The sequence below is a fragment of the Drancourtella sp. An57 genome (assembly GCF_002161525.1).
Classification (GTDB): Bacteria; Bacillota; Clostridia; order Lachnospirales; family Lachnospiraceae; genus Sellimonas; species Sellimonas catena.
This window is the reverse complement of sequence record NZ_NFHY01000005.1, coordinates 113026-132404: the sequence shown is the minus strand read 5'-3', so window position 1 is coordinate 132404 and position 19379 is coordinate 113026. Positions and strand designations below refer to the sequence as shown.

Annotated in this window: 16 protein-coding genes, 1 other RNA gene and 1 pseudogene; 2 read left to right on the top strand and 16 right to left on the bottom strand. The window is 43.6% G+C overall.

The genetic code is table 11. The features are described 5' to 3' along the window. Nucleotides 1-14 precede the first annotated feature (14 nt). Nucleotides 15-389: a PH domain-containing protein gene (locus B5G11_RS05615; protein ID WP_087168073.1), complete on the top strand. Its 375-nt coding sequence runs from the start codon at nt 15-17 to the stop codon at nt 387-389. Between the two features lie 101 nt (nt 390-490). Here B5G11_RS05615 and B5G11_RS16665 read toward each other — a convergent pair whose 3' ends face one another. From B5G11_RS16665 to eno, 8 genes are all read right to left on the bottom strand, one after another. Then, a complete protein-coding gene (locus B5G11_RS16665; protein ID WP_242958943.1) occupies nt 491-856 on the bottom strand; it encodes a hypothetical protein in 366 nt (121 codons plus the stop codon). 101 nt (nt 857-957) lie between these two features. After that, nucleotides 958-1311, bottom strand: a transfer-messenger RNA (tmRNA) gene (ssrA, locus tag B5G11_RS05605). Between the two features lie 87 nt (nt 1312-1398). Then, nucleotides 1399-2220: an alpha/beta hydrolase gene (locus B5G11_RS05600; protein ID WP_087168075.1), complete on the bottom strand. Its 822-nt coding sequence runs from the start codon at nt 2218-2220 to the stop codon at nt 1399-1401. 29 nt (nt 2221-2249) lie between these two features. After that, the gene (locus B5G11_RS05595; protein ID WP_087168076.1) at nt 2250-2492 is read right to left on the bottom strand and encodes a hypothetical protein; all 243 of its coding nucleotides are present in this window, start codon (nt 2490-2492) and stop codon (nt 2250-2252) included. 30 nt (nt 2493-2522) lie between these two features. Next, entirely contained in the window at nt 2523-2990 is a 468-nt protein-coding gene (smpB, locus tag B5G11_RS05590; RefSeq protein WP_087168077.1) for an SsrA-binding protein SmpB, read from the bottom strand. Between the two features lie 3 nt (nt 2991-2993). Then, nucleotides 2994-5132: a ribonuclease R gene (gene rnr, locus B5G11_RS05585; RefSeq protein ID WP_087252474.1), complete on the bottom strand. Its 2139-nt coding sequence runs from the start codon at nt 5130-5132 to the stop codon at nt 2994-2996. Nucleotides 5133-5226: 94 nt separating this feature from the next. Then, on the bottom strand, nt 5227-5469 hold the full coding sequence (gene secG / locus B5G11_RS05580) for a preprotein translocase subunit SecG (RefSeq protein WP_087168079.1): 243 nt from the start codon (nt 5467-5469) through the stop codon (nt 5227-5229). A gap of 113 nt (nt 5470-5582) precedes the next feature. Continuing rightward, nucleotides 5583-6887, bottom strand: coding sequence for a phosphopyruvate hydratase (gene eno, locus B5G11_RS05575; RefSeq protein WP_087252473.1), 1305 nt, complete (start codon nt 6885-6887; stop codon nt 5583-5585). Between the two features lie 202 nt (nt 6888-7089). Between eno and B5G11_RS05570 the strand changes: the two genes are divergently transcribed. Further along, complete coding sequence (locus B5G11_RS05570; RefSeq protein WP_087252512.1) at nt 7090-7971, top strand: YitT family protein; 882 nt, start codon at nt 7090-7092, stop codon at nt 7969-7971. 86 nt (nt 7972-8057) lie between these two features. Here the strand turns inward: B5G11_RS05570 and B5G11_RS05565 are convergent, their stop codons facing one another. The 8 genes and pseudogenes from B5G11_RS05565 to B5G11_RS05530 all read right to left on the bottom strand — a co-directional run bounded on the left by B5G11_RS05565 (nt 8058) and on the right by B5G11_RS05530 (nt 19356). Continuing rightward, nucleotides 8058-8735: a hypothetical protein gene (locus B5G11_RS05565; protein WP_087168081.1), complete on the bottom strand. Its 678-nt coding sequence runs from the start codon at nt 8733-8735 to the stop codon at nt 8058-8060. 75 nt (nt 8736-8810) lie between these two features. After that, nucleotides 8811-9560, bottom strand: coding sequence for an ATP-binding cassette domain-containing protein (locus B5G11_RS05560; protein ID WP_087252472.1), 750 nt, complete (start codon nt 9558-9560; stop codon nt 8811-8813). Between the two features lie 55 nt (nt 9561-9615). Continuing rightward, nucleotides 9616-10032: pseudogene (locus B5G11_RS05555) on the bottom strand (response regulator transcription factor); the annotation flags it as partial. A 57-nt stretch (nt 10033-10089) separates the two neighbouring features. Beyond that, a complete protein-coding gene (locus B5G11_RS05550; RefSeq protein ID WP_158099220.1) occupies nt 10090-11208 on the bottom strand; it encodes an Rpn family recombination-promoting nuclease/putative transposase in 1119 nt (372 codons plus the stop codon). A gap of 364 nt (nt 11209-11572) precedes the next feature. Beyond that, a complete protein-coding gene (locus B5G11_RS05545) occupies nt 11573-15373 on the bottom strand; it encodes a leucine-rich repeat protein (RefSeq protein ID WP_158099219.1) in 3801 nt (1266 codons plus the stop codon). 39 nt (nt 15374-15412) lie between these two features. Continuing rightward, nucleotides 15413-16237 (bottom strand): cohesin domain-containing protein, encoded by an 825-nt coding sequence (locus B5G11_RS05540; RefSeq protein ID WP_087252468.1) that lies wholly within the window; start codon nt 16235-16237, stop codon nt 15413-15415. 18 nt (nt 16238-16255) lie between these two features. Then, complete coding sequence (locus tag B5G11_RS05535) at nt 16256-17386, bottom strand: leucine-rich repeat protein (protein WP_158099218.1); 1131 nt, start codon at nt 17384-17386, stop codon at nt 16256-16258. 239 nt (nt 17387-17625) lie between these two features. Beyond that, the gene (locus tag B5G11_RS05530) at nt 17626-19356 is read right to left on the bottom strand and encodes a leucine-rich repeat protein (protein ID WP_087252466.1); all 1731 of its coding nucleotides are present in this window, start codon (nt 19354-19356) and stop codon (nt 17626-17628) included. Nucleotides 19357-19379: the final 23 nt, after the last annotated feature.

Here is a 19379-nt window from a genome sequence, read left to right as displayed (position 1 = left end):
ACGGAGGACAGACTATGATTGATTTTCAGAACAAAAAAGTATTCAAACTCAGTAAAGCAAAAGAAAAGCATCTTCCGAAAGAAATCCTGGATCTTTTGATTTATGGTGAAGAAATCGTCGGGTACTACAGTGCTCTGCGGGACTATGTGGTATTCACAAACAAACGACTGATCGCCTGCAATGTACAAGGCATTACCGGATCCAAAAAGGATTTTACTTCCCTTCCGTATTCCAAAGTTCAGGCATTTTCTATCGAAACAGCCGGAACCTTTGATATGGATTCCGAATTGACCCTCTACTTCAGCGGCCTTGGTAATGTCACATTTGAGTTTTCTGCCGGAGGAGATATAAGAGAAATCGGAAGACTGATCTCTTCCTGTATTTTATAAAACAGCATGGAAAAAGCGCCGTATTTGCGGCGCTTTTCTTACAAATCCAGACGGAATTACTCCTGTATCTAAGGACTCATATTCTCTATATGTGCAGTTTATTATTTTCTGATATTCAATTTATTCATCAATGCTTCCTGAAGAACTTGTGAAAAATTCACTCCCTTTTCTATTGCTTCTTCATTCAGCCATTCCGGAATACTCAAAGTCTTCTTGACCGCCTTTGAATTGTGCTTTCTCTGATATTCCAGCATATCAAATCCTACAATCACAATGGCACCATCCTCTACATTCAACTCATTAATCGGTGTAGGATCTGGAATGTTAGGATAGCCCTGCTCATCTCGTGGGAATTTTGTTATATCAAAAGATTCACTGGATTTGTCCATATGATTCCCACATCCCCAAATCATTGTCAAGACTATCATCAGGGGGAATAGCCCTAAAATTTTCTTGTATATTGCCATGCATTCGACCTCCTCTCAAACTGTAAGTGAAATTTCCAGATGAATTTGATTATAAAAAAACCGCGAATCCCCTGATTTTACTGGGTTTTCGCGGTTTAAGAATATGGACCTGGCGGGAATCGAACCCGCGTCCGAAAGCCTCTCCATCGGAGCATCTCCCATCACAGTCATTATTTTAAGATTCCCCCGGACTGCCGCCTAATGACAGGCTGCAATCTTCGGTAGCTTCATAAAATCTTCCACCTCCTCAAAGCTTTGGAGACGAAGTGCCCCGCAAGTGTCGAAGCCGGTGATCCGAACCGCGGGAAGTCCGGAGCCGACTGCTGCCGAAATTAGGCAGCGTACGCTAATTTATTATTGTCTGCGTTTATTTTTAAGTTACGGTTTACTGCGCGGTCCCGTCCCGCGGATGGCTTCTCCAACTTTAAAACCCCCGTCGAAACCAGTACAAGCCCTGGTTTTGCAGACAGTTGTTCTATTATTATACGCAGGCGGCCTGACCTTGTCAAGGCCCGCCCGCGGTCTTTCTTTCAGCTCTTTTTCTAAATGTTGTGGTCGATCCATGCTTTTGCAAGATCCATCCACTGGCCGCACTGAGCCTCCACGCCTCTTCCGTCACTGGAAAGGCTTAACTCAGTCGCTGTTCCAAGTCCGTGCTCTCCTTTCGGGAAGAGATGGAACTCTACCGGAACACCGGCCTTTACGAGCGCATTTACATAGAGGAGGGAATTCTGAACCGGAACGGACTGATCCTCATATGTATGCCAGATAAACGTCTTCGGTGTGTACTCTGAAACATTCAGTTCCAGAGAACATGCTTCTTCCAGACTTTCCTCCGCCTGGGCACCCAGAAGATTCTTAAAGGAGCCTTCGTTCCGGAATGTGCCGGCTGTGATCACCGGATAGCTTAAAATCTGTCCGTTCGGACGGATCATCTCCGATGTGGTATCGAGAATGTTGGCAAGCTCCGGAATGTGCCAGTAGGTGGAAACCATGGCAGCAAGATGTCCTCCTGCCGAGGATCCCTGAATTAGAATCCTGTCCGGATCAATGAACCATTCTTCTGCGCGTTCTCTAAGCATCTTCATGCATGCAGCCGCCTGAATGAATGCATCCGGAAATACATCATCCGGAACAGTTGAATACCGGAGCACTGCCGCATGATATCCCATCTCCATGAACCGTACCGCCAGACCTTCTGCCTCCCTGTCCGATGTCATGGCATAGCCGCCTCCCGGACAGATCAGAACACAGGGCCTTTTTCGTCCATCATAAAGCTCTTTTGAATTGCTCCAGAAATATGTATATAACCTTGCGTTTGTTTCCTCGCCCTTGATTGTTACAGGAATTGTCTCGTATACCATGCGCCGGTCCTCCCCATTTTATATTTTATTTATTCTTCATCTTCCAGTCCCAGAATTTCTGCAAGTACCTCGATGATAATTTCATTCGTACAGGATTTCACATATCCAAGCATATGAAGTGAAATCTCGTCCGACTTCTGCGCGTCTGTCAGATCAGGATTTTTCTTCGTCATATCAATCAGCTGGATCAGCTGCGGTGTAAGCTCTTCATATGTCTCGATCGTTGTCTGGGAAACAAGATTTCTGAGATCTTTTTTTGTTACTGGTACCATTTCTATTATACCTTCCTTTTCACTTTGAATCTACCCAAAATTGCGAATTTTGAAATCTCTTTGCGCTTCTCTTGCCTGATCTTTTTTGGCAATATCCGCACGCTTGTCATAAAGCTTCTTTCCTTTTGCCAGCCCGATTTCCACTTTGACAAGACTGCCCTTTAAATACACTTTCAAAGGCACGAGTGTCATTCCTTTTTCTTTCATTTTTCCAAGCAGTTTGTTGATTTCCTGCCTGTGCAGCAGGAGTTTGCGTACCCGGAGCGGATCTTTGTTGAAAATATTTCCTTTCTCATACGGGCTGATATGCATTCCGTACACAAAGACCTCCCCGTTTTCGATGCGGATGAAGGATTCTTTGATACTGCACTTTCCCATCCGCATCGATTTCACCTCGGTTCCTGCAAGGGAAATTCCGGCCTCATAAGTCTCAAGAATAAAATAATCATGATATGCTTTTTTGTTGTTGGCGATCAGTTTTACACCTGTCTTTGCCATCTCCTAGTCCCCTTCCTTTCCAAGCTCAAAGTCGATTGTCCTTTGAAGCTCGTTTGCCGCCATGACACGGACGCATACTTTCTGTCCAAGCCGGTAAGTCTTTCCGGTGTGGATGCCCTGCATCTCGTAGCGGTCTTCGATATACTCATAATGATCATCCGTCATATTCACTACATGGATCAGTCCCTCGATGGTATTTGGAAGTTCCACATACATGCCCCACTTGGTGATACCGGAGATCACACCTTCGTACTCTTCACCGATGAAATTTTTCATATACTGTACTTTTTTCAGTTTGACCGTCTCCCGCTCAGCCTCTTCTGCCCGGCGTTCGGTCTCGCTTGCGTGCTTTGTCACTTCCTCGAGAATCGACTGATAATGCCGGATCCGCTCTTCATCCATCCGGCCGCGAAGCGTCTCCTTGATGATCCTGTGGATCTGAAGGTCCGGATAACGCCGGATCGGGGAAGTGAAATGAGTATAGCAGGATGCCGCAAGTCCAAAATGTCCTTCATTTTCCGGCGTATATTTTGCCTGTTTCATCGAGCGAAGTGCCAGTCTTGCAATCATCGGCTCCTCCGGCTTCCCTTCTACTTTGGCAAGGAGCTTCTGGATCTCTTTTGGATGCACTTCATGATTGCCGATATGCATCGTATAGCCGAAATTGTGGAGGAAAATCGCAAGTTTGCGGATCTTCTCCTCATCCGGCGCTTCATGAATCCGGTAGACAAACGGAATCTCTCTCCAGAAGAAATCTTCCGCCACTGTCTCGTTGGCCGCAAGCATGAAATCTTCGATCAGCTTTGTCGCCGTATTTCTCTCATACGCTTTCAACTCGACCGGGCGTCCCTGCTCATCCAGAATCACCTTCGTTTCCGGGAAATCAAAGTCCACCGCCCCCCGTCTGTGGCGCTTTTCTCTCAAAATGGAGGAAAGCCTTGCCATCTCCCGAAACATCGGAATGAATTCCTCATATTTCCGGCACTGTTCTTCATCTTCGTCTTCCAGAATCTGTTTCACCGCTGTATATGTCATACGGCGGTCAACCCGTATCACGCTCTCGCAGATCTCATGGTCCACGATCGTACCGTTTTCATCAATCTTCATCAGGCAGCTCAGCGCCAGCCGGTCCTCTCCCGCGTTTAGGGAACAGATTCCGTTGGAAAGGGTGTGCGGAAGCATTGGAATCACACGATCCGCCAGATAAACGCTTGTCCCGCGTTTTTTTGCTTCCCGGTCCAGGGCACTGTTTTCCTGCACATAATTGGTCACATCCGCGATGTGAACGCCCAGAAAAAAACTTCCGTCCCGTACTTCCAGGGAAACCGCGTCGTCCAGATCCTTGGCGTCCTCGCCGTCGATCGTCACCATCCGGACATCCCTCAGATCTCTTCTTCCAAAGCGGTCTGCTTCGCTGACAGGCTTTGCCACACGCTCCGCCTGGTTCATTACCTTCTCCGGAAATTCAATCGGAAGTTCGTAGGACATGGCGATGCTCAGCACATCGGTTCCCGGATCGTTAACATGTCCGAGAATCTCCACGACTTCACCTTCCGGCTTTTTCCCGTCTCCGCCGTAGGAAGTGAGCTTTACAACGACCTTGTGTCCGGTCACCGCTCCTTTTGATTTTTCCTCAGGCACAAACACATCCTGTAAAAACTTCTGATTATCCGGAAGAACAAATCCGAATGATTTATTTTTCTGATAATAGCCGACGATCCGGGACATCCCGCGTTTCAGGATCTTGATGACTTTCCCTTCCTGCCGCTGTCCTGTCTTTGGTCCTGCACCTCTTGTGATCTGGATTTCCACTTCGTCTCCCTGCAGGGCACCGCCGGATTCCTCTTCCGGGATAAAAACATCGTCATCCGATCCCTCGATGGATACGAAACCAAATCCTCTGGCATGGGCCTGATAGATTCCGGTCAGCCTGTTCCCCTGACCTTTTACATAGTTTCCTTTCTGGGTCTTGTGGATCTTTCCTTCGGATTCCAGAGCATCCAGAATTTCTTTTAACTCCTGCCTCTCTTCCTTTTTCACCTGAAGGACGGAGGCCATTTCTTTCATCTTCATCGGGACATAGAAATCGTCACAGATGAACTGGTATACCATTTTCTTTCTTTTCTCATATTGTCTTTCCATTATCTGTACCTCACATACTCCCTTCTATTCTATCTGATATGGTAAAAAAAGAACACTCTATCTTTTGAAATAGAGTGTTCTGCATCTTCTTTCATTAAGCAAATACTTTTAAATTCAATACTGCAGCAAGGATAAGAAACAGTGCGGCAAGGATCTTTGTGACTTTCACGAGAGTTCCCTCAATGGAACGTCCTCTGTTCTGTCCCCAGTAGGTATCCGCCATACCGGCAATCGTTCCCAGACCGGCTGATTTTCCTTCCTGCATTAATACAACTGCTGAAAGAGCAATACAGTCTATTACAAATAAAATTGTGATCACGATTTTCAAAATTTCCAACTTCTACACCTCCTGCGCATAAACCATATATAATACTACCATATCCTTCCGGTTTGCGCAAGCAGTTTTTCGCTTCTTTTCAGCCCCTTATTTTCTTTTCGAGATCTTCCTGATCAGGAAAATGGATTCTTGTAGATGGCAGTATCTCCAAGTTCTTCTTCTATTTTCAAAAGGCGGTTGTATTTTTCCACCCGTTCTGATCGGCATGGAGCCCCGGTCTTGATCTGCCCGGTTCCAAAAGCCACCGCAATGTCAGCAATCGTTGTATCCGCCGTCTCACCGGAGCGATGGGAAACAATGGATCGATACCCGTACTCCCGGGCCATCCGGATGGTATCAAAGGCTTCTGTGAGTGTACCGATCTGATTGATCTTTACCAGAACCGCATTTGCTGCCCGGCAGTCAATCCCTCGTTTCAGCCTTTTTGTACTGGTCACGAAGAGGTCATCACCTACCAGCTGTGTCTGAAGCCCGAGTCTTGTATTCATCAGTTCCCATCCCGGAAAATCCTCTTCTTCCAGACCGTCCTCAATAGATACAATCGGATATTTTTCGATTAGTTCTGCATAGTAGTCAATGAGTTCTTCCGCGGTGCGAACTACCTTTTTCTCTTTTCCTTTGCTTTCTCCCACAAACACATATTTCCCGAAATCTCTGTCATAAATTTCCGAGGCTGCCGCATCCAGACAGAGTACAATGTCTTTTCCTGCCCGGTATCCTGCCGTCTCAATGGCCTCCATCAGAATGTCACAGACACTCCCGGTATCCGGAAGGTCCGGGGCAAATCCTCCTTCATCGCCCACTCCGGTATGATATCCTCTTCCCTTCAGAAGCGCCTTAATCATATGATAGACTTCTGTGCACATCCGAAGTCCTTCCCGGAAGCAGCAGGCCCCTGCCGGCATGATCATAAATTCCTGAAAGTCAATGATATTGTCCGCGTGTCTTCCGCCGTTCAGAACATTCATCATCGGCACCGGCATCCGTCTGGTATGCACACCGCCAAGATAGCGGTAAAGCGGCAGATGCAGACTCATCGCCGCCGCTCTTGCTGCTGCCATGGACACACTCAGGATGGCATTGGCACCAAGATTGCTCTTATCTTCCGTTCCGTCAAGCCGGATCAGCAGATGGTCAAGTTCAGTCTGTTCCAGCGCATTGACTCCAATGACTTCTCTTGCGATCCGGTCATTGACATGATTCACAGCCCTCTCCACGCCACGGCCGCAGTAGCGGTCCTGCTTTTCCTTATCCCGAAGTTCTTTCGCCTCATATCTCCCGGTGGAAGCTCCCGACGGGACACTTGCCGTTCCGATCGTGCCGTCCGCCAGAAGTACCTGTGTCTCAATCGTCGGGTTTCCCCTGGAATCGAGGATTTCTCTTGCGTATATATCTCGAATTGCGTTGCAGTGATGCATTGTTTTTTCCTCCTTCCAGGCATAGTATCTCCCAAAAAAAAATCCGGCATACCCGTCAGAAAGCTTTACATATTATTTCCTTTACTTTTCCTTTCAGGATCGTTGACTTTTTCTTTCCGGAGGGTTACAATTTTGGAGATAAATTCTTCATAAAACGAAAGAAAACGAGGAAGAAAAAATGAACGGTCAACATCATGTGGATATGAAGTATTCTATCCCAAAACCATCATCCAAAATCAAACCCAAATCCAAAATCCGGGATTTTGTGGTCATGACGGCCGCCACTGCCATCATGGCATGCGGTATTTATTTTTTCAAATTTGCAAATAATTTTGCATTCGGCGGTATTACAGGTCTTGCGGTCCTTGTCGCCAAGACCGGAACCATCAGCAGCAGTGATTTTAACTTTGTCTGCAACATTGTCCTTCTGGTTCTGGGATTCCTGATCATGGGAAAAAGCTTTGGAGCAAAAACATTTTACTGCAGCATGCTTCTTTCCTTTCTCCTGTCTATCCTGGAGCGTGTTTACCCGATGGACGGACCACTTACCAACCAGCCTGTCCTGGAACTGATTTTTGCCATCGCTGTTCCCGCTTTCGGATCGGCAGTTCTCTTTAATATGGGCGCATCCAGCGGCGGAACCGACATCGTGGCGATGATACTGAAAAAATATACCGGTTACGACATCGGACGTGTCCTGATGATCTCCGATGTGGCAATCGCTGTGGCAGGCGTATTTGTATTTGGCATGGAGACAGGTCTGTTTTCGATTCTCGGACTTGTTCTTCGGTCACTCATTACAGACAACTTTATCGAAAGTTTCAATCTTTCCAAATGTTTCAATGTTGTCTGCGACAGTCCCGAGCCGATCTGTAACTTCATTATCCGGGATCTGCACCGGGGGGCTACTGTCTACTCCGCTCAGGGTGTCTTCTCCGGACAGAAGAAATACATTGTTCTGACAGCATTGAACCGCCCGCAGGCAGTGCGGCTCCGTAACTTCATCAAGGAAACCGAGCCGGGCGCATTTATCCTGATCTCCAACACCAGCGAGATTATCGGACGCGGATTCCACACCGTATAACAGGAGTAAAATATATAGTAAAAAATAAAATCCCGGAGACACATGTGATTTCACATCGTTCTCCGGGATTTTTTCGTCACCGATTATTATTTTTCATTCAGCACTTCTTCCATAGCTTTGACCACATTCTGATACTTTTCCTGTGTATAGGTATCATAACGGTTCGGATTTCCCGCATCCGAGAGCTGATCCTGCATGGAGGCAATTCCCTCTGTAAAGACCTGCTGTACTGTCGGATCCACTCCTTCCAGTTTCAGCTTCATATCTTCCGCACTCATCGCTTCGCTCTCTGTCAAATAAGCCTGAAGCTTCTGAGTAAATGATTCTTTCTGGCTGCTCTCATACTGCTCTGAGAAATTCAACACACCGAAAGCTGCTTTCAGCCTCTTCAAACTTGCTCCTGCTGTTCCTTCCTCGTACTGGGAAAGGGACTGGATCATCTCGCCAAATGCTTCCTCATCTACTTCCGTATTCTGATCCGCCGGCTGTGTTCCTGTGTTTTCCGGCTGTCCCGGATCCACCTTGTTATTTTCCGTCTCTGAATTCTCAGGATCTTCCGTCTCCGGTTCTTTCTCCTGCTCTTCCGTTTCCCCGTTATCCGTCTCGTCCGGTTCTTCCTGTTCCTTTGTGGATGATCCCTGATCAGTCTGCTCTGTCTTTGGCTCTTCGCCGGTATCTGCAGGTGTCCTGGAGCCACAGGCGCTCACTCCAATCATCAGGATTCCTATGCCAAGTGCCAGTAATCGCTTCATTCGTCTTTTCATACGCCTTCCCCCTTCCGGTCATCCTCTTCCTTCTACCTACAGTATACCTGTTTCTCCGCAATTTCACAAGCCGGATCATTGCTTCTTCTTTTCCATCATCAAATACAGATATGCATCTTCCAGTGTGATCTTCGGCTGTGTACAGTCAATATCCGGTTTCACATCGCTGATAATTTTCACCGTCATTCCTTCTTCCGTGTACTGCTTGGAAGTCGTACGGTACTGCTTTTCCAGTCTTTTTGCTTCTGTGTCGTCTGCTACATTTGCTGTCCAGATCTTTCCTTTTGCCCGGGAAAGGAGCGCCTGTACCGTACCTGTATAGAGGAATGAACCTTTCCGCATCACCGCAAGCTTGCTGCACGTAGCCGCGATGTCCTCCACCACATGAGTGGAAAACAAAACGGTCCGCCCCTCCGAAAAATCCACCAGAAGGTTACGGATACGCACCCGCTCTTCCGGATCAAGCCCCGTTGTCGGTTCGTCCACAATCAGAAATTCCGGTTCATTCAGAAGTGCCTGAATGAGTCCGACTCTTCGCTTCATTCCTCCGGAAAGCTGACGCATTTTCTTTTTCCGGTGATTCGTAAGCCCTGTCTTTTCCAGATAATAGCGGATACGCTTTTTACATTCCTCCTTCGGGATACCGGAAAGTTCTCCCAGATATTCCAGGCAGTCCTGCACGGAAAGCCCCGGATAGAGGTTGAGCTCCTGCGGCAGATACCCGATTTTCTGCCTGATGACTTCGTCCTTTCCAGTCCCGTACCGGATTCCGTCCAGATACACCTCACCATCGGACGGAGTCAGAACCGTCGTCAGTACCCGCATCAGCGTCGTCTTTCGTCAGATCCAGCACCTGCCCGTCAAAGGAGGCTGTCTTTGCTGTATAGTCCACCATCATTCCGTTTCCAAATCGGTACTGCGTCTTCTGTTGATGCCGTTCCTCCCGCCGCAGATGAGCCAGCACTCTCGCCTCCAGTTCCTTCAGGCTGAACGGTTTTACAATATAATCATCTCCGCCCATCATCAGCCCGTTCACACGATCCTGCTCTTCGACCCGTGCGGTCAGAAATAAAATCGGACAGGACACCTGATCCCGGATTCTCCGGCACACCTCCAGGCCGTCCATTCCCGGCATATTGATATCCAGAAGAATGAGATCCGGGCCTTCTCCAGACTTCTTTACCGCTTCCAGCCCATTGACCGCTGTCAGCATTTCATATCCCTTCAGCCGGAAATACCGGCACAGCATCTCTACCAGATCCTGGTCATCATCCACCAGAAGAATTTTGTAGCTCATCCGACGAATACCATCCTTTCTTTACGATAAAACATTGCCGAGATGATCATTCATCTGTTAAACCAGTAGTTTTCGAAAATCTTCGATCGATATCCCATATTCGGATGCCGCCTGCTCCAGATTCAGAAAACCTTTCTGATATAACTCTATCACGGCATCTTTCCTCCCCTGATCATGTGCGGCATCTTTTTCGGCCCTGGCTTTCTCAAGCTGCTTTTGACTTTCCGAAAAACGCTCCTGCATATCAGCCAGATTATCCTGAGCTACATCCAGCTTTCCCTGTGTCTCATTCAGCTTCCCCTGCGTCTCATCCAGCTTCCCCTGCGTCTCATCCAGCTTCCCCTGCGTCTCATCCAGCTTCCCCTGCGTCTCATCCAGTTTCCCCTGAATCTCTTCCAGCTTTTCCTGTGCATTTGTCATCCGCTGAAAAGCCCGTTCAGCCTGTCTTTGCAGAGACAGCTGATCGCGAAGTGCACGTTCCCTTGCCTCATATGCTCGGCGTTTCTCTTCATCCTGGCTCATTTCCATCAGATCTTCATATGCTTCTTCCAGATAGGTATTTCCCTTTGCCATCTCTTTTAAATCCTCCTTTTTACCGCCGCGGAAGAATTTCATCCATGCAATGATGCCATCTGGATGGTGATACTCCTCTGGAATCTTGGGAAGTTCCAGAATCTGAAGTTCCAGCTTATCGCTGTACAGTTCTCCGGTCGCTTTATCATAAACCTGTGCCTTACGGTAGCAGATGTCATCCTTCTTATAGTAGGTGAAATTCAAAACACTGACATGTACACATTTCTGAAGCCGATCATATTCCTCACCTTTGCAAAGCTGGCTGGAAAACATCTTGCACAGATAAAACAGACTCCTGTCGTCCCAGTATTCCATATATACAACCTGCATCTCAATATCAAGCTGAGTGCCGTTTTCCAGAAGAACATGAACATCCAGCACTCCCTTCTTTTCCTCCTCCGACCGTTTGGGAAGTTCATTTTCCAGAATAATAGTATTCCCGATCTGCTCAGGTGAAAGCTCCAACAATTCAGCGATGAAGCCTCTCCTTGTATTCGGATTCCGCATCAGTTCTTTGAAACACCAGTCGATGTAAGGCTTCATAATAAATTCTTCTTCTGAAATTGCAGCGGTAGTTCGATTTGCCATTTTGTTTCGTTCCATAAACAGTCTCCTTTCTGTGACGGCAATGCCTCTGACATAAGAAAACTGTTTCTGTTTCTTGTAGTCTACCATATTTCCGGGTACCAGAAAAGAGACGTCCCAAAGAAAACATATTTTCCAGACAGAAAGCTGCCCTCATAATTCCCTTGTCAAATACTTGGATAAAACGGCGAACGCCTTGAAAATGAAAAAGCAGAGTACTTTTCCGATGAGCAAAGAATAGCATGAAAAGTCAAAAGTTGCAAGGAAAAGAAAGATAAAATTTTTCTCAAATCATATAAAGAATAGGATCATTACATATAGGGAGACAGCAACTTGCGTTTGCCATCTCCCTATATTGTAAACATTTTTTGTATTATTTTTTCTATAGACTTTTCTTAAATTCACGAATGCTTCCGACTGCATATTTCAGTATCAGTCTTGCATCTTTCATGCCGACCTTCCCGTCCTTATCCACGTCTGCAGCCTTTTTCTGCACATCCGTTAACTTTTCGCTGCCAACGGCTGCCTTTAAGACAAGACGCGCATCCTTCATGCCGATTTTTCCGTCTTCGTCCACATCACCTAAAATTCCTGATGTCTCTTCGTTTTTAGTCACTGTAATCTGAACAGAAGCTTCTTTCTGCCCATCTCTGGATACTGCTGTCACCGTTGCTTTCCCTGCTCCTACTGCCTTTAACAGTCCGCTTCCACTTACAGTCAAAACTTTTTCATCCGAACTTGTCCAGTCCACTTCCTGTATGGTCGCATCCTGCGGCGTATATACAACAGACAGAATTTGCTCTTCTCCTGTTTTCATCTGCGTTTTTACCGTTTCCGCAAGGGCAATTCCTTCTACTGCTTTATAGTATCCGTTTTCCAGCGACTCCAGTGCTGTCTGACTGTTTGTGACCGTTCCATCTTTCTTTGTAACGGTATAAGATATAGAATCACTATTTGTAACTGTTGGAACTGTAATCACATCGCCTTTAGAAACAGCGATTTGGTTAAATTTCTGTGTTGTCACTTTCCCATCTTCTGTCAGTGTATCGAAAAATGCATTTACATTGCCTGCATCCTGTCCGATACATTTGAAACTATAGTTCTTGCTTCCGTCTGTATAAAGGATTTTTCCATAGTCCTTCGTAATTGGATTATAATACGTCTCATACCACAGACCTTCCATTTTTCCATCTGCTTCTTTTCCATCTTCCAAAGTCAGTACCAATTTCTTGTTTGAATCGTATACTTCAACATCGACCGGACATGCAAAAGAAGCAGTCACTCCCCAATATTCTTTATATACTTTTGCCGGATTAAACAGCAGTTCTTGCAAACCGGTTAACATTACTGTTTCTCGCTTAGAGCATTCATATACTTTTGCCTCTCCCGGCATAAATGCGGACGTAATCTCCTGACAACATTTTTCTCCCTCAACACGCGCTTTCCAAAGTGTCCTTGTACTAACAACTACCTTTTTCGCGTATTCTTCTGCTTCGTCCAAACGATTTTCACCTTTCAAATTCTGCATAGTCGCCAAATTGTCAAGAACATATTGAGACATTGCCATTCCGATGTATGTCATGGAGCGCATTGCATTTTTCCGTTCAATCGTTTCTCCAGTATGGAAAAATGTATTACAAAATGTAACCGCAGCATCTTTTGAAAGCTTAAACAATTTCAGAAACCATACCGAATCTACTAATTTATTATAGCCTTCTTCTCCAAGCCATACACCTGCTTCAATCGCTGATTCTTGAAATAACTGTTCCTGAGCTTCTTCCAGATTCGAATTTGCTAATTTATACAATTTTCCCGCTGCCTGTTTCACAACATCATAAATACAAGATTCAGATAAATATTTCAGGATATCCTGATAATTCTGATCTAACTGTACCATTAGATTATACTGATAAATGTTATCCAGAGTCATCTGTTGAAGATCAATAATTTTTGTTCCGACATCAATAATATCAAGGGAATCCGCCAGTATATCACTTGTTTCCAGCTTATCAAGCATATCCCCAACAGCATTCTTAGAGGAAGCTGGAAGCTTTTTTAACAGTTCTTTCTTCACTCCTTCATATCCTGATTTCTTCATAGTATCTGCAAATTCATTGGAATCGAAATACTCTTGAATCAGCCCATAGTTATCAAGACTTCCTTTTGAGCCTTCTGCTATCGCTATCTGTTCATATGACCTCGAAAGGACGCTTCCCCATTCCTGTGCGACCTCGACATTTGCCAGTTCGTTCTGTTCTTCTTCCTGATCATACAGAAGCGCAACCAGAATCTCTTCTGCCTGCTTTACAGATGTGGAACTGCTAAGCATATCCCTTACGCCATCTGAACCATTGTAAATAGCTGTTGATGCCAGCTCTGCTTTCCCGATGAAACTTGTATCATTTGCAACCATATATAAATAATGCGGGAAATTTCCACTTTTACATAATGCCTGGAATGGATTCTTATAATAGGTCTGCCAAAATTCAACGGTTTCCAGATTCTTAAATGTCGCCTGATAGAAACTACTCAACGGCTTAAACCGAATATCATGCTCCTGTGCATATGTCTCGGCATAACTACCCGGAATGCCGTAGATGGTTATATTATCATTTCGCACAAAGACACTCTCCCCAATATGTGAGACTTTCTCTCGTATTACAATTTTTTTCAGTTTATTACAATCATAAAATACAGTGTCGCCTAAATATGTAAGTGTTTCTGGTAATTCTACCCGTTCTAATGATTTACAAAAATCAAAAGCGCTCTCATCTATTTGTGTAATCCCTTCATCAAATTTTACATTTTTCAAATCATAACAATATCTAAAAGCTTCATTTCCTATTTTTTTTACATTTCCAGGTATCTGAATCTCTTGTATCCCGCTTCCTCTAAATGCATTTTCTTTTATAATAGTTACGGATTCTGGAATTTCTATTGTTTTCAGTGAGGCACATCCTTCAAACATGTTTTCTGCTATTTCCGTCAGATTGTCTTGCAATAAGACTGTTTCCAAGGCGCTACAATTATAAAAAATTCCTTCTCCGATTGATGTTACACTTTTAGGAATTTCTATAGTTACTAATGCATCGCAATCTCTAAATGCTTCCTTTTTTATCGTTTTTAAATTCTGTGGCAATTGGATATCCATCAGACTGCTATCACCAGAAAATGCTCCTTCTCCAATACTTGTCAGGCTGTCTGGTAATTTTATTTCTATTAAAGATTCACAACCGGAAAAACTAGATTCTCCTATACTTGTCAGTGTTTCCGGTAAATTGATTTGCTGTAGTGAGCTACACCCACTAAAAACTCCATTGTCAATGCCTGTAATTCCTTTTGGGATATCAATCCTTTTTAAAGCTGAACAACCGCTAAAAGCACCCTCTCTGATATTCTTCAATCCAGAAGGTAATGCTACTTGCTGTAGAGATGTACAAGAACCAAAGACACTTTCATTAATCTTTTCAATACTTTCCGGTAAATCAATTGCCTCTAAATCTGAACACCCATAAAAAGCTTCATATTCAATATTCGTGATTTTATTTGGAAATTTAACATTATTTAATGACGAACAGCTAAAAAAGCTTCCTTTTCCAATCGTTCTTAAGCTTTGTGGTAGTTCTACTTTTTCTAAATTCACACAATAGTAAAACGCATACTCTCCGATTTCTGTTATTCCTTCCTCAATTATGGCATATTTCAATTCATCGCTATGCCATGGTCCCCCATTATCATAATATGTATCATAATCCTCTATCGCTCCGCTTCCAGAGATTGTCAATGTTCCGCTTGTTTTATCAAAGTTCCAGTACGCATTTTCTCCACACTGTCCACTCGTTACTTCCGCAGATCTACTCTTTGCTGTTTTTGACGGTTCTTCAGTTTGACTGGTCAGTGCAGTCTTCTTTTCTGTCTCCTGAGTATCTTCACTATTCTTTTCTTCTGTCTGTTTACTTGCTTCTTGTTCTTTTATTTTCCCCTTTTCGTCCACTGTTGTTTCGACAACTTTTTCTTCCGTTTCAGTCTGCTTTTCTTCGGAATTTTCCTGTGTACTTTCTTCGACAGTTAATGTACTGTTTTCCTCAGCTGCCTGCACAGATGCCGGGGCAACTAATGTTATACACATTGCTGATGCCAAGCATAAGGAAATCACTTTTTTCCATCTTTTCCTGTCCCTCATTCTCATATTCTCCTTTTACATATTCAGATTTTTCACTATTTATTGCCTTTTCTTTCTGTAAGCCACTACTCCCATTCCTAATATTATCATCAGTGCAACTATGCCGATGGCTGCATAAATTACGACATGGGATTCATCGCCGGTTTTTACTTTCTCACTTGCCTCAGTGTTTTTTGCAGAAGAAGATTTCGAATTTTCTTTTATCTCATTCTGTTTGTCTGTATCCTGATGATTATCTGCCATGCTTTGGTCTGTTGCATCAGAATTTTTATCCTGTGACATGCTGTCATTTTCAGATGAAGAATTGCCGCCTTCTACTTTCCCCTCGTTCCCTTCTTCTATAATAGAAATCGTTAATGCTCCTTCTGTTTTCACCTGATTGGAGGATGGATTGTCTATCTCCTTTTCGTTCTCTCCATATCCAAATACAAAATCTGAAAATTGCGGTGTAAATTTGAGGTCTGCTACATTTGCATTATCCATGACCTGAAATTGAACACTGAAAATCTCTGACGATTCATTAAGTCCCTTCGTTCCCATAAATCCAGCGCGAATCGTTCCGTCCACATCCGCAGATTCCAATAATCCTTTCTCTTCCAGATCCCCATTCTTGATTTTTTTACATTTTAACAGGGAGTTATCATACGGAAGCGTTAGCATAAAACTTGATAAATCTGCCCCTTCCTTTAATTCGAGCGTTACCCGAAAACTATCACCGGCTTTTATCTTAGTTTTGTCCATACTGATTTTAAATACGGAAGTGTTTTCTGCCGCCTGTGTCTGCGGCATCCCTGTACTCCACAGCATTCCGGCCACAACCATGGTCAGTATGAATACTGTCATTTTTTTTACTATTTTTTTCATATCGTCTCCCTTTTCTGCCTAAAATTCCTCGATACTTCCAACCGCATATTTCAAAATCATCCTTGCGTCTTTCATCCCCACTTTGCCATCAGCATCTACATCTCCAAGCTTTTTCTGCTCGTCACTTAATGCCTCGCTTCCGACTGCGGCTTTCAATGCGGTTCTCGCATCCTTCATATTGATTTTGCCGTCCTGGTTGATGTCACCTGTAGCGTATTCTTCTCCATAGACAATCTCGTATTTTGTCCAAGGCTCTACATCATAACCCTTAGCATTTTTCGGAACATAAATTTTCAGATTTTCTGAACAATAATCAAATGGTCCACAATCACCTATCACGTCACCTCCTCCATACATTTCTATTCCTTCAGATAGACTCTTCCATTCCGGTGCATCTCCGTTTAATACAACCTTTTCTAATTCTCGGTTATCTGCAAAAGTACCACTGACTCCTATGTCCTTTAAATTTGAAGGTAATATGATTTCTTTTAATCCGCACGAAACGAATGTTTCAAAACCTAATGAAGTTACGCTTTCAGGAATTGTAATTTCTTGAAGTTTCTCATCCCATGCAAAAGCTCTGTATCCAATACTCGTTACACTATCCGGAATAGTTACTTTTTCCAAATTTGTACATGACGCAAATACAACCGTTCCAATCTCCGTAATTCCGTCCGGTATTACAACCTCTTTAAAATCATTTCCCAAAAATGCTCCTTGTTCAATTGTATGTACGTTTTCCGGAATATGAATTTCTTTTAAATGACATGCTTCAAATGCATAAGTCCCAATCGCCTCCAGACTCTCCGGTAGTGTTATATGGTTCAGCTTCCAACAGTTTTGAAATGCATATCCCCCTATTGTTTTCAGTCCTTCCGGGAAAATAACTTCTTCCAGATTCGGGCAACTGTCAAAAACTCTCTCAAAAGAACTTTCATCAATTGTACCAATTTCTGTTATCCCTTCTGGAAATACAACTTTCTTCAGATTGGCCCAATAATAAACAATTTCGCCGTTTTCATCTATTTCATAGCCTCCGAAACCTTCAATTTTCGTAATTCCTTTCTGGAAAATGATTTCTTTTGTTTTTCCCCGGTCTGCTATATCAATATAGGCTCCTTCTGCTCTTCCGCTTCCGACAACATACATTTTCCCGTTTTCATACAGTGTATACTGCGCTGTTTTTCCTGCCTGCCCGGTTGAGATCACTTGCCCGTCCTCTGCGCTTCTTTCCATATTTTCCGCCTGTACACTCGTTTCTGACGCATGTACCGTCATTTCTCTATGATTCATGTTGCCAGCCGACAGTAGTACGCCTGCTCCAACTGCCACTGCCGCAATATAGATCCTTCTTTTTCTCATACTCTCTTCTCCTGATAATTGTTACTCTAAAATTCTGTGATACTTCCAACCGCATATTTCAAAATGAGCCGGGCATCTTTCATTCCTACTTTTCCATCATTGTCCACGTCTCCAAGCTTTTGCTGTTCTTCATTTAATGTCTCGCTTCCAACCGCTGCCTTCAGTGCAGTTCTGGCATCTTTCATATTCACTTTAGAATCTTTATTGATGTCTCCCAATGCATAACTTTCCTGATAAATAATGTTATAATTTGTCCAAGGTTTTACATCATACCCTTTAGCATTTTCCGGAACATAAATTGTTAAATTCTCAGCACATTCACTAAATGGTCCATTTTCAAACATACCGCCTTCTTCACATTTTGGTGCATCCCCATTCATGGTTACTTCTCCTAACAACGTATTACCAACAAACGCATCTCTTCCAATTTCCTGCAATCCCTTTGGAAGTTCAAGAGATTTCAAGTTACATTCAAATGCACCAAATTCAATACTTGTTACACTGTCCGGTAAGCTTACCTCTTCCAGTGAAGAAGCATAAAAGGCTCTGCTTCCAATTTTGGTTACTCCTTCCGGTATTTCAATCTTTTTTAATTTCGTACACCAATAAAATGTTCCACCATTAATTTCCGTAATATTTTTTGACAATTTTATATCCACAATCCCACTTATTGAAAAAGCATCATAAGCGATATAAGTAACGCTATCCGGTATCTCTATTTGGGATAAACTTGTACATTCGCTAAATGCGTCACATCCTATGAATTGTAATGTTTCCGGTAATGTAACATCTGAAAGATTTTTGCACTGATAAAAGACTCCCTCTACCGTATTCTCTTCTTCTCCCAGTCTCTCTACACCTTCTGGAATCACAATCTTTTTTAAATTTGTACATTTAGAAAATGCTGCATGCTTAATTTCTCTTAAGCTGGCCGGCAAAGAGACTTGTGTTAAATTTTTGCATTCTGCAAATGTACGTGGACTAAGTTTCGTTATGCCCTCTGGTAGTTTAATTGTTTCAAGGCCACTTTCTGCAAATGCACCATCTTCAATCTTCTTGATTGAATTAGGCATATCTATATTATTCAAATTTGAACACCCTAAAAAAGTATTGTTTCCTATCATCTCCAAACTGTCTGGTAACACAACCTCTGAAAGATTCGTACAATATTGAAAGATTCCCATAGCTGGATTGTCCTTTTCTTTTTCTCTTCCTAAACTTGTAATCCCTTCTGGAATAACAATTTTGCTTAAACTTATGCATTCTCCAAAAGCTCCTTCACCAATTTCTTTCAGATTCTTTGGCAAGGAAATTTCCTTTAATTTTTCACATCCGTAAAATGTAGTTTCTCCAATTTCTTTTAAACTTTCTGGTAATACAACTTTTTCTAGATTTTCAAACCATCCAAAATCACTGATTTTTGTTATTCCGTCCTGAACAATGATTTCTTTTACCAATGATTCCCCATCTATACCGATATCAGTTTCTCCTATCCATTCTTTTAAATAGTCCATTTCTCCGTATCCATATACATACATTCGACCATTTTCATATATTTTGAAATGAACAGTCCCTCCAGAATCATGTCCGGATTCAATAAGGCGTCCGTCTTCTACACTCCCTTCTGGATTTTCCGCCTGGACACTCTGTGTTTCCGCCGCATGCACGGTCATTTCTCCATGTTTCATGCTTCCAGCCGATAACAGTACTCCTGCCCCAACTGCCGCTGCTGCAATATAAGTCATTCTTTTTCTCATACTCTCTTCTCCTTTTCTTGATA